The sequence below is a fragment of the Mesorhizobium sp. WSM4806 genome (genome assembly GCF_055811635.1).
This window is the reverse complement of sequence record NZ_JBVVQZ010000031.1, coordinates 14,717-25,773: the sequence shown is the minus strand read 5'-3', so window position 1 is coordinate 25,773 and position 11,057 is coordinate 14,717. Positions and strand designations below refer to the sequence as shown.

The following is an 11,057-nucleotide window of genomic DNA, read 5'->3' as shown; positions in this document are numbered from 1 at the left end:
AGTGCACAATAACAATTTGCCGGAGTAGCTGAAGTGTCCCTTCTGCAAATCTACTGGAGAGCGCTCGGTTATCTCGCTGCCGACAGAAAACGCGTCGCGTTTATCTGTGGGGCGAATGTCGCGCTTGCGATTATCGCCATCCTTGAGCCGATCATGTTCGGACGGGTGATCGATGCCATTTCCGATAGCGGCTCGGTCTTTTCGACGCTCGGACTATGGGCCGGTATCGGCGTCTTCAACGTCATCGCCTTCGTTCTGGTGGCGCGCGGCGCGGACCGTTTTGCCCATGCGCGGCGCAGCGAGGTTCTTTGCCAATCATTCGAGCGCGTAATCACCATGCCGCTTGCCTGGCATCATCAGCGCGGCACCTCCAATTCCCTGCATACGCTGCTGCGCGCGGTCGAGACCTTGTTCAGCCTCTGGCTCGAGTTCATGAGGCAGCATTTGTCCACGGTTGTCGCGCTGGTTCTGCTGGTGCCGACGGCGCTCAGCATGGACATTCGCATGTCGATGGTCCTGCTGGCGCTGGGCGCGCTTTACGTCGGAATTGGCCGGCTGGTGATGCGTCGCACCAGGGAAGGCCAGGCGTCCGTGGAGCGGCATTTTCACCAGGTGTTCGCGCATGTGAGCGACTCGGTCAGCAATGTCGCCGTGCTGCAGAGCTACAATCGCATCGGCCACGAGACCGACGCCTTGAAGCGCTATGTCAAGAACCTGCTTGATGCCCAGTATCCGGTGCTCGACTGGTGGGCGTTGGCCAACGCCCTGCACCGTCTGTCGTCGACCATTTCGATGATGGTCGTGCTGTTGATCGGCTCCTATCTGGTCATGCATGGCCAATTGCGGATCGGTGACGTCATCGCGTTTACCGGCTTTGCCACGCTGCTGATCGCCCGGCTCGACCAGATGTCGGCCTTCGCCAACCAGATTTCGGAAGCCAGGGCCAAGCTCGAGGAATTTTATCGCCTTGAGGACTCCGCGGCCGAGGCCGCCGAGCCGGACGGGTTGCGTGACCTGGTCAACGTCACTGGTCATGTGCGTTTCGAAAACGTCAACTTCGAATTCGCCAATTCGGGGCAGGGCGTGAACGACGTGTCGTTCGAGGTCCATGCCGGCCGGACCGTGGCCATCGTCGGCCCGACCGGCGCAGGCAAGACCACGCTGATCAATCTCCTGCAGCGGGTCTTTTCGCCGTCCAGCGGCCGGATCCTAATCGATGGCATCGATACCCGCACGGTGACCCGCAAGTCGCTGCGCCACTCGATCGCCACCGTGTTCCAGGATGCGGGCCTGCTCAACCGCTCGATCGAGGACAATATCCGCGTCGGGCGCGCCGAGGCGACCTATGATGAGGTCCACGCCGCCGCGAACGCCGCTGCCGCGCAGGATTTCATCCTGTCGAAGAGCAACGGCTACGATACGGTCGTCGGCGAACGCGGTGGACAGCTTTCGGGCGGCGAGCGCCAGCGTATCGCAATCGCGCGCGCCGTGCTGAAGGATTCACCCATCCTGGTGCTCGACGAAGCGACCAGCGCGCTTGACGTCGAGACGGAAGACCGCGTCAAGGAAGCGATCGACGAATTGCGGCGCGGCCGCACCACCTTCATCATCGCGCACCGCCTGACCACTGTTCGCGATGCCGATCTGGTCGTCTTCATGGACAAGGGCAAGGTGGTCGAAATGGGTGGCTTTGCAGAATTGTCGATGCGCAATGGCCGCTTCGCCAGCCTGCTGCGCGCCGGCGGCCTGCTAAACGACGAGGAAGTCCGCCGCCTCAGCCGAACCATCACGGACGCGGCCGCCTGAGTTCTTCCCTTCTCCCCTTGTGGGAGAACGTGTCGCCGAAGGCGACGGATGAGGGGTGCTCCAGCTTGGCGCCGGCCTCCCTCAGGCCAGCACCCCTGATCGGACCGAGCTTCGCTCGGCCACCTTCTCCCACGGGGGGGGGAGAAGGCAAGACCCCGCCTGCGACACGGTGCTGTAGTTGCCCCAAGCCTGTCACCGGTTTATGTAAAGCTGCATGAGTGACATGACTTCGCGCCTCAGCGGCTGGATGGATTTCGCCAACCCGACGCGGTTTGTCGGGTTGGCCGACAAGGTGGTGCCGTGGCTGGCAACCATCGCCACACTCCTCCTGGCCGCCGGGCTCTACATGAGCTTCACGGCGCCGGAGGATTTCCAGCAAGGCATCACCGTACGTATCATGTACATCCATGTGCCCTTCGCCTGGCTGGCCATGATGTGTTTCACGCTGATGGCGGTTTCCGCGTTGGGCACGCTGGTGTGGCGCCATCCGCTGGCCGACGTCGCGCTCAAATCGGCGGCACCCATCGGCGCCGTCTTTACAGCGCTCGCGCTGATCACCGGTTCGATCTGGGGCAAGCCGATGTGGGGCACCTGGTGGGTGTGGGATGCGCGGCTGACCTCGGTGTTCGTGCTGTTCCTGATGTATCTCGGCATCATTGCGCTGACGCGGGCCCTCGATGATGCCGCGCGCGCCGCCTGGGCCGCTGCAGTCATCACCCTGGTTGGATTCATCAACATCCCGATCATCAAATTCTCCGTCGACTGGTGGAACACGCTGCATCAGCCGGCTTCGGTGATCCGGCTCGGGGGGCCGACCATCGATCCCAGCCTGTTGCGGCCGTTGCTGGTGATGGCTTTGGGCTTTACCGTGCTGTTCTTCGCGCTGCATCTGATGGCGATGCGCACGGAAATCCTGCGTCGCCGGGTCATTGCCATGCGCCGCGTCGCGGCACGGCAGGCCGAACGGCAATCAGCCTGACTCACTTCAGCTTTGCCCCTCGCAGGCTCAGGGGGTCAAAGCTCGAAAGCCAAGCAATTGGCTTTCCGTCCGCTCCGCGGACCGCTTCTCATCCCATGCGGCCGCGCGCCGCCACCGGCAGCGTCTCCAGCACCTGTTCTCCGGCGATCAAGTGAACTTCGTCGAACAGATTGGTGACGACGCAGCAATGGTCGGGCACGATGCGCACGCGCTCGCCGATACGCAGCCTGGCGTCGCCGGAAAGCGTGACGTTGCCGTGCTCCTCACTGAGGCTGGTGACGGTGGCGCCGGGAGTACCCAGCAATTCGCCGAAATCGGGCAGCCCCAGCGTATCGCTGGACAAGGCCTTGCTGCCGGCATCGAGGATGGCCCGTGTCGGCGTCGGATGGCTGACCACCGTCGACAGCACCGTCAGCGCGCAATCGTCGAGGCTGCCGACGCCCTTGGCGACCTGGTAGCGGTCGAGATAGATGTAGGTGCCAGGGCGGTACTCGGTGACGACGGAAGCCTCGCTTGCGCGCCACAAATCCGGCGTGCCGCCGCTGGAGATGCGTTCGCAGGCGAGGCCGGATGCGGCGAGCGCCTGGCGCGCATCGGCGAGCCAAGTCTCGGCCTCGGCGGCGCGGCCTGCCGCCGGATAGGTCATCAGCCCGCCGAAGGCGAGCCCCCTGGCCTTGTCGATCTCCCTGGCCAGCGCGACAGCCTCGCTGGCCGACTGGACGCCGCAGCGGCCCATGCCGGTATCGCACTCCACCAGCACCTGTAGCGGCCGGCCTGGATCGGTGAAGGTGGCGGCGAGACCCGCAAACGTCTCCATGCTGTCTGACGTCACCGACAGCGTCACGCGGTCGTGCAGCGCCTTGAGGCGCTCCAGCTTGGCCCTGCCCAGAATGTTGTAAGGCAGAAAAATGTCGGTGAGCCCAGCATCGGCCATCACCTCGGCTTCACCGATCTTTTGGCAGGTGATACCGACCGCACCCGCTGCGATCTGCTTCTTTGCCCAGTAAGGCAGTTTGTGGGTCTTGATGTGCGGCCTGAGCTTCAGCCCTTGGCGGTCGGCGTGGGCCTGCGCCCGCGCGATGTTGGCTTCGGCGCGGTCGACGTCGATCAGGATCGCCGGCGTATCGAGTTCGTCTATGCTCAGCATGGAATGCCACCATCAGGAAACTGGTTGCCGTTATGACCTTGATCGGACCGGATGTCATGAGGCCAGCTCATGCAGTTTACGTCGACACCGTACCGGCGTTCGGCTATTCGGTTTGGAGATCGCCTAGGCCGACTGGAAGGAACCACGACCATGAAACGCTCCGCTATCAACGACATCATCCGCGACGCCGATGCCTTCATCCGTTCGTTCGGCTACATCATGCCGCCCTTCGCCTATTGGTCGCCGGAAGAGATGAAGGCTCGCCGGCAGGATTCGTCGGCCATCTTCTCCTCCCGGCTCGGCTGGGACATCACCGACTACGGCCAGGGCAAGTTCGACGAGCTCGGCCTCTTCCTGTTCACCGTTCGCAACGGTCGCTACGAGGACATGAAGAAGGGCATGGGCATGCTCTATGCCGAAAAGATCATGATCTCGCGCAAGGATCAGCTGTCGCCAATGCATCGCCACAATATCAAGGCCGAGGACATCATCAACCGTGGTGGCGGCAAGCTGGTGCTGGAACTGTTCATGCACGATCGCGATGGCGGCATCGATCCGAAGGCCGAGGTGTCGGTGCCTGTCGACGGAACCATCCACAGGCTGCCGGCGGGCGGGCTGCTGAAGCTCGATCCGGGCGAGAGCGTCACGCTTTTGCCAGGCGTCTGGCATGCGTTCTGGGCCGAGGGCAAGGATGTGCTGATCGGCGAGGTGTCGACCGTCAACGACGATCTCACCGATAATGTCTTCCGCGAACCGATCGGCCGCTTCGCGGACATCAACGAGGATGTAGCGCCGCTGCACCTGCTCGTGTCCGACTATGAGAAGTGGGTGGGCTAGGAGGCAGCCTTGCTGCTCTAATTTGCTCGATTGAGGAGCGCGCGCAGTCTGCGCACTTCGGCGATCAGGCGAGGAACATCCTGGCGCGCGGCTGCCATGAAATCCTGGTCCGCGACCGTCGCGCCGGTCATTTCGATGTCTTCGCCGCGATCCGCCCCTTGGCCGGTCTGGATGAAATTTGAGCCGCCTAGAAAGTCCCGGCCCTCGACCCATGATTTCCACGGGCCAGCTTGGGCCGCGGCAGCTCGGGCTTCCATCCCTTGAAGTTCAAGCTCGGATAGAGATGTGTTCATGGCAGCCTCGTTGGTCCAGCGTTGCTACCGCGCGCGTGCTTGTCGGCCTTGCGGGTGCCGAGAAGAAGCTTGCGTTCGAGATGCGCCCTGAGATCCGCGTAATACGCGGTCAGGAACGGACGGGCGTCATGCGCCTGCGGCGTTGAGCCGATCTTGCGTCCGATCGTCTCAGCCACCGCCCGCAGCGCGAAATAGTCGTCGCGGCGCAGCACCTCCTCCAGCTTGTGCAGTTCGGCGATGCCATAGGCATCGAGCTGGGCGTGGCTGAACTGAAAAGTCCTGGCGACCGGATCTTTTCGTGCCGACAGATCCTCCATCAGCGTGCGCTTAGGCGCCTCGACGACCCAGGTTCCCGCCAGGAGGTCGCCAATCCGCAACCGGTCGCGATTGAAGAGCGGGAACAAGGCGAACAGCAGCGCCCATATCAGTCCGAAGACTGTCGTCAGCGTATCGGCGACGCCCATTCCACTCCGTCCGGCGATAATCGACAGCGGCAGAAAGACTTCGATCTCGCGCATCAGATTGCGGGCGATGACCTGATCGACCGACAGGCCGGCTCCGTTGCGTGATGCCACCCTGATGCCGATGATCCGCTTGCCGGGCGTGGACGCACGCCGGCCCGCCTCGAAGGCGATGAAGTAGACGTTTCGCAGAAAAAAGATCACGATGATCCAGACGATGAAAAGCGGCTGCAATTTATCGGTGCCGAAACCTGTTACTCCGAACAGCGCAACTATCGTGACCGCGATTGCAGCCGTGGCGATAAACACGACATCGAGCAGGAAAGCGGCAGCGCGGGTGCCGGCGTCGGCCAGCTTTATCTGGAGATCGACACCTTCAGGCGTGATCAGCGAGCGCATCGTCGCCAGCGCAGCGCGCCTAGCGGTCGCCATTGCGCACCACCTGGAACAGGTAGAAGTAGCCGATCCACAGTGCGAGCATGCCGGTGCCAATGGCATAGCGGGTGACGTCGCTGGTGATCGTCTGCCTGCCGATGCCCTCGAGCAGTCCGGCAAACAGCAGCATGACCGAAACGCCAACCATCGCGGTCGCCGCTATGCGTCCGGCATGGGCGGCTGCCGTCATGCGGGTCAACTCGCCGGGAAAGGCGATGCGCGTGCCGATCCGCATGCCGGCAGCGCCAGCCAGTGCGATGGCGAACAATTCGGTGGTGCCGTGAATGGCCAGCCAGCCGCCAAGCTCCATGCCAAGCCCCTTTGCCCAATAGACCTGGAACAGCGCACCCAGCATGCAGCCGTTGAACAGCATCAGCAGCACCGTCGGCACGGCGAAAGCAAATCCAAGCGCGAAGGCGAGGATTGCGACCTGGACGTTATGGGTGAAAAGATAAGCGGCAAAGCCTGAGAGAAAGCCATTGTCGCCATCATAAAGCATGCTGCGCAGTATCTCGGCCGAAGCGTCGGGACCGCGGCCGGCAGCCAGGCCTGACGGGATGATCGCGTCGAACCAGCCCTTGTCGGACGCTACCAGCCAGGCGCCGGCGCCGATGCCGACAATCATCAGCGCCACCGACACCAGCGTCTCGCGCCACAAATCGCGGATGGCACCCGGCCAGTCGTGCAGGAAAAAATCGGCGATGCGCTGGCGCAGCCCGCGGCGTGCCCCGTAGAGATAAAAATAACCCCGCAGCGACAGGGATTCGAGATAGGCGATCAGTGCGCTGTCGAGGGATGTCGCTCTCGCCACCGAAAGCGAAGATAATGCCGACCGGTAGAGCAGCGGCAGCGACAGCAGCTCTTCTTCCGACAGTGTTCGCGGCGCGCGTTTCTCGACGCGGGCGAGTAGCGCCTCGAACGCCTTCCAGTCGGCCTCGCGCTCCCGACGGAAGCTGGCCAGCGACTGGCGTACGGCATCACCGCGTCCAGCATCGCCGGGAACTGGCGCAGTCACAACAAATCCTCGCGCTTGAACTGCAGGTAGCGCTCGACCAGCGCCGGCCCCAGCCTGTGATGGTCGGCTTCGATCACATGCGCGCCGAGCAGCCGCAACCGGCCGATGACGACCTGCCTTTCGCGCAAAAGCCCGCCGGCGACGACGGCGCGGGCGACATCCTCGCCTGATGAAGGCGGCATGTCGGCCAAGCTCTCCAATTCGACATCTCTGATCATCATGAACAACACCAGATGCCGCTCGGTGAGCCGGCCGACGGTACGCAGCATCAATTCCGCGCTGATCGGATCGACGAAGTCGGTGAAGATGATCACCAGAGAGCGCCGGTCGAGCCGTGCCGCAAGCGTGGTCAGCGCCAGGGTGAAATTGGTCTCCTCGTTGGAATAGTCGATCTCAACCGCCCGCTTCTGGATCATTGCAAAGCTGGCCGAGCCGCGCACCGCGCCGCTGGCGACGCGCGGCCGCGCATCGAAGCTGAACAGGCTGACCATGTCGCCGCCCTTGAGCGCAATGAACGCCGACAGCAAGGCGGCAGCCACCGCCCGGTCCACCTTCGGGAGGCCGTCGACCGGCTCGCACATCAGGCGTCCGCTGTCGATGGCCAGCACGATGTTGTTGTTCTCCTCGATACGGAACTCGCGCGCCAGAAGCCTGCCGTGGCGGGCGCTGCGCTTCCAGTCGATCATCCGCCGGCCCATGCCGGGCTGATAATCCTTGAGCGCCTCGAATTCCCGGCCGTGGCCGGCCCGGCGCTGCGCATGCCCGTCGGGCAGGGCGTTGCGCTGCAGCAGCGTGATCGCCTGGTCGCGGGCGCTGCGGACGTCGGGCAACACTGCCACCTTGCTTTCCATCGGCAGGACGACCTTGTTCCAGACCAATCCGAACGGCCCGCGCCAGCGCAGCCACAGACGATCGAAGCTGGCGATGCCGCGCCGCAGCGCCTGGAACCGCAGGTCGAGAGATCCGCCATCTCCGGTGGCAGCCAGGGGACCGCCGGTACCGCCGATCGGCGCCAGGCGCGCATCATGACCGACGCGCGCCTCCAGGGTTGGCATCCGGCCTGAAAAACGGGCGGCGACGTGGACGGTGAACTGGCCGCCGACGCCGACCTGCGGCGGCGCGTGGAGGCTGGCGGCCAGCGATTTCCGCCCGCGTCCCGCCGCGGTGTCCACCGCCAGGAAGGCCAGCAGCAGGCAGATCCACAGCAATCCGAGATACCACAGCGACGGCAGCGCCAGCGCGACCAGGAAGGCCGGCACCGCGCCCGCCGCTGCCGCCCACACCGCTCGGCCGCTGGGATAGATCAACGCGGCGCTTCCGTCTGGTCGACCAGGTCGGAGACGATCTGCTCGACCAGCCGGCCATCGATCTGCGCGGCCGGCGACAGGATGACGCGATGGCGCAGCGCCGGCACCGCCAGCGCCTTGACGTCGTCTGGGATCACATAGGCGCGCCCGTCGAGCGCTGCCCGCGCCCGCGCCGCCCTGGCCAGCATGGCGCCCGCGCGTGGACTGGCGCCAACCTCCAAATCGGCGGTGTCGCGTGTGGCGCGCACCAGCGCCGCGATGTAGCCGACGACGTCGTCGACGAGGGTGACGGAGCCGACGGTTTCGAGTGCCTTCTCCAGCGTCTTGCGATCCGTCTGGGCCTTGATGCCGTATTGCGCGATGTCGTGCGAGGCGGAGCCGCCGCCGTGATGGATGATGATGGCCCGTTCCTCCTCGGGACCGGGATAGCTGACCCGATGCTTGAACAGGAAGCGGTCGAGCTGTGCTTCGGGCAGGGGATAGACACCCTGATGCTCGATCGGGTTCTGGGTCGCGACCACCATGAAGTTGCGGCCCAGCGAATGCGTGGTGCCGTCGAAAGTGACCGCATGCTCCTGCATCGCCTCCAGAAGTGCTGCCTGTGTCTTGGGCGGCGTGCGGTTGATCTCGTCGGCAAGCAAAAGATCGCAGAAGATCGGACCGCGCGTCAGCGTGAACTGTCCAGTCTGGAAATTGTAGATGTTCGATCCGACGATATCGCCAGGCATCAGGTCCGGCGTGAACTGGATGCGCCCGTAGGCGACACCCAGAGCCTGCGCGAAGCAGCGAGCGGTCATTGTCTTGGCCGTGCCCGGAGGGCCTTCCAGCAGGATATGCCCGCCGGCGAACAGGGCGGTCAGCATCAGGTCGACCGTGTCGTGCTGTCCGGTGATCGCCTTGGCCACTTCTTCCCTGATCCGTGTCGCCAGGGCCTTCACATCACCGACGTTCACCGAGCCTCCTTGCCGTCCAATCGTGCAGCCGCTCGGCTGCCTCGTGCATTTGTGTCAGGTTTTTCGCCTCGCCGGCGGCTTGCGCCCGCGCGGTGAATCCGCTGACTTCGTCCTTATCGCGAGAATCGAGCCAGCGGTCGAGCGCTTCGCCTTGCAGCCCCTGCGGCGCTCCCAGCAGTGCGCCGGCGCGCACCCGCATCAAGGCCGCGTAACGGCCTCCCAGTTCCTCGAGCCGCCCGGCGCGCCGCAACAGCATGGCCGTCGTATCCACCAGCGCACGCTTGCCGAAGGCAATGGCGCGCTGCTCGGCGCGCGGCGGGCCGAAACGGCCGAGGCCGCGCAGGAAAGCCAGCGCCGCCGCGGCCAGGATCGTCAGCGTCAGCGCCAGAAACGGCGGTTCGACCAGGAGCTTGGCAAGGTCGTATTTTCGCCCCGCGCCATGCAGCGTGAGATCGAACATGACCTGGCCCTTCTCGGGTTGCAGCAATGCAATCAGGTCGAGCGCGGCTGCCGCCTTGTCGGGATTCCCAATCGCGGCGTTGTTGATCAGGTCGGGGTCAGTCAGGACATAAAAGGGCTTGCCGTCCACTTCGGTGAGCACAGCCTTGTTGTTGCCGGCTACTATGATTGGATGCTCGTCCGCCACCCACTGCAATTCATCGGGGGCGGCAACAAGCTGGCCCTCGATGTCGAGTTGCTGCACCGTGCTTTGGCCGACGCCGATCTTTGCATTGGCGATCCGGCCGAGCCATTGGTTCACCACGGGATCGGGCAATCGCCCGAATTTCATCTTCCAACCTTCGTGCTCTTCCAGCGGCAGGGTTTGCCATTTCGGCAGCACGAAGAGGGTATTCAGGTCCTGCCGAAGTTCGAGGATGTGGTCGAGCGCGGCGGGATCGCTCTCTGGCGAAATGGTGACGATCAGCAGCATGTCGGTGCCGAGATCCTGATCGGTCCGCGCCATGGCTGGCGTCTCGCCGGTGAGCCGCAACCATTCCGCCAGGCCGGCATAGCCGACGCCGCTTTTCGACAGCGGCGTGGCGCTGCCATTGCCGGGTTGCCGGAAGTCGGGCGCATAGGTGGACAGCAGGAAGAAACCCGCTGCCGCAAGCAGGCTGGCGAAAATGCCCCAAAACAGCGTTCTTCGATTGAACGGTTCCTGTGCCGCTGGTTCGACCGTCGCAGCGCTCATATCCAGGCATCCCGGAAGACGAACCGCTCATAGGCGCCGCGTGCTTGCCGCCAGCCTTCGGCGCCGACCGGCCGGCGCGCGAACAATGCGGCTTCAACGATGCGTGCGATCTCGGCAAACGCCGCGCGGGCCTTGGCGGGAACCGAAGCAGCAGCGGCGATGTCGCGCGCCGTGAGCGACGGGCGCAAAAAATCCGGCAGCCGGCCGGCAATATCGGCGACACTGCGGCGAAGCAGGAGATGAACCGCTTCGTCATAGTCGCCTCGCGCGGCCAGCGCGTCGGCTTCCGACAGCAGGATCTGCGCGGCGCCGGCGTCGGGACGCCATGCTTCCTCCGCGTCGGTTTCGCGCCGTGCGCGCTGCCAAGGCAGGCGCCAGGCGATACCTTTCATCTCGAGGAAGACCAGGAGCAGGATAATCGCGACACCTGATAGCACCGCGCCCCAGAACAGATAGATCATATAGGGACCGAGCGACGACAACAGGTCCAGCAGCGGCTTCAGCCAGTCAGGCGGCTGAGGCGGTACATAGGCCGGCAGGTCGAACTGGATCGACTTATCCGAGATCAACTGCTCATGCGCTCTTGCCAGCCATTCGGCTTCCGCTGTGCCTGGCTGTGCCACTGCCAACTG

11 protein-coding genes are annotated in these 11,057 nt (G+C 64.2%); 3 read left to right on the top strand and 8 right to left on the bottom strand.

All coding sequences use genetic code 11. From position 1 onward, the window contains the following. The first annotated feature begins 33 nt into the window (after positions 1-33). A complete protein-coding gene (locus tag AC0L2M_RS32415; protein ID WP_473536982.1) occupies positions 34-1,806 on the top strand; it encodes a glucan ABC transporter ATP-binding protein/ permease in 1,773 nt (590 codons plus the stop codon). Between the two features lie 214 nt (positions 1,807-2,020). After that, a complete protein-coding gene (locus tag AC0L2M_RS32410; RefSeq protein WP_023803199.1) occupies positions 2,021-2,785 on the top strand; it encodes a heme ABC transporter permease in 765 nt (254 codons plus the stop codon). Positions 2,786-2,873: 88 nt separating this feature from the next. On the opposite strand, the gene AC0L2M_RS32405 is transcribed toward AC0L2M_RS32410, so the two are convergent. Next, on the bottom strand, positions 2,874-3,932 hold the full coding sequence (locus AC0L2M_RS32405) for a D-TA family PLP-dependent enzyme (RefSeq protein ID WP_128170260.1): 1,059 nt from the start codon (positions 3,930-3,932) through the stop codon (positions 2,874-2,876). 150 nt (positions 3,933-4,082) lie between these two features. Between AC0L2M_RS32405 and AC0L2M_RS32400 the strand changes: the two genes are divergently transcribed. After that, a complete protein-coding gene (locus AC0L2M_RS32400) occupies positions 4,083-4,769 on the top strand; it encodes a D-lyxose/D-mannose family sugar isomerase (protein WP_128170261.1) in 687 nt (228 codons plus the stop codon). 17 nt (positions 4,770-4,786) lie between these two features. Here the strand turns inward: AC0L2M_RS32400 and AC0L2M_RS32395 are convergent, their stop codons facing one another. The 7 genes from AC0L2M_RS32395 to AC0L2M_RS32365 are packed head-to-tail and all read right to left on the bottom strand — an operon-like array spanning position 4,787 to position 11,048. Then, positions 4,787-5,062 (bottom strand): hypothetical protein, encoded by a 276-nt coding sequence (locus AC0L2M_RS32395; RefSeq protein ID WP_287257741.1) that lies wholly within the window; start codon positions 5,060-5,062, stop codon positions 4,787-4,789. Further along, on the bottom strand, positions 5,059-5,955 hold the full coding sequence (locus tag AC0L2M_RS32390) for an RDD family protein (RefSeq protein ID WP_128170262.1): 897 nt from the start codon (positions 5,953-5,955) through the stop codon (positions 5,059-5,061). The genes AC0L2M_RS32395 and AC0L2M_RS32390 overlap by 4 nt, the downstream gene beginning before the upstream one ends. Beyond that, positions 5,942-6,973, bottom strand: a complete 1,032-nt coding sequence (locus tag AC0L2M_RS32385) for a stage II sporulation protein M (RefSeq protein WP_128176938.1) — start codon at positions 6,971-6,973, stop codon at positions 5,942-5,944. Before AC0L2M_RS32385 ends, AC0L2M_RS32390 begins: the two co-directional genes overlap by 14 nt. After that, a complete protein-coding gene (locus AC0L2M_RS32380) occupies positions 6,970-8,280 on the bottom strand; it encodes a DUF58 domain-containing protein (RefSeq protein WP_473536980.1) in 1,311 nt (436 codons plus the stop codon). The genes AC0L2M_RS32385 and AC0L2M_RS32380 overlap by 4 nt, the downstream gene beginning before the upstream one ends. After that, positions 8,277-9,233 carry an AAA family ATPase gene (locus AC0L2M_RS32375; RefSeq protein ID WP_023803193.1) on the bottom strand — a complete coding sequence of 319 codons (957 nt, stop codon included), beginning with the start codon at positions 9,231-9,233 and terminating at the stop codon, positions 8,277-8,279. The genes AC0L2M_RS32380 and AC0L2M_RS32375 overlap by 4 nt, the downstream gene beginning before the upstream one ends. Continuing rightward, entirely contained in the window at positions 9,220-10,425 is a 1,206-nt protein-coding gene (locus tag AC0L2M_RS32370; protein ID WP_287239464.1) for a DUF4350 domain-containing protein, read from the bottom strand. The genes AC0L2M_RS32375 and AC0L2M_RS32370 overlap by 14 nt, the downstream gene beginning before the upstream one ends. After that, positions 10,422-11,048, bottom strand: a complete 627-nt coding sequence (locus AC0L2M_RS32365) for a DUF4129 domain-containing protein (protein ID WP_287174317.1) — start codon at positions 11,046-11,048, stop codon at positions 10,422-10,424. Before AC0L2M_RS32365 ends, AC0L2M_RS32370 begins: the two co-directional genes overlap by 4 nt. Positions 11,049-11,057 lie beyond the last annotated feature (9 nt).

Bases quoted from the DNA above. Each gene is read 5' to 3' on its own strand.
- AC0L2M_RS32410 (WP_023803199.1), top strand. From the start codon at position 2,021: ATGAGTGACATGACTTCGCGCCTCAGCGGCTGGATGGATTTCGCCAAC.
- AC0L2M_RS32405 (WP_128170260.1), bottom strand. From the start codon at position 3,932: ATGCTGAGCATAGACGAACTCGATACGCCGGCGATCCTGATCGACGTC.
- AC0L2M_RS32400 (WP_128170261.1), top strand. From the start codon at position 4,083: ATGAAACGCTCCGCTATCAACGACATCATCCGCGACGCCGATGCCTTC.
- AC0L2M_RS32395 (WP_287257741.1), bottom strand. From the start codon at position 5,062: ATGAACACATCTCTATCCGAGCTTGAACTTCAAGGGATGGAAGCCCGA.
- AC0L2M_RS32390 (WP_128170262.1), bottom strand. From the start codon at position 5,955: ATGGCGACCGCTAGGCGCGCTGCGCTGGCGACGATGCGCTCGCTGATC.
- AC0L2M_RS32370 (WP_287239464.1), bottom strand. From the start codon at position 10,425: ATGAGCGCTGCGACGGTCGAACCAGCGGCACAGGAACCGTTCAATCGA.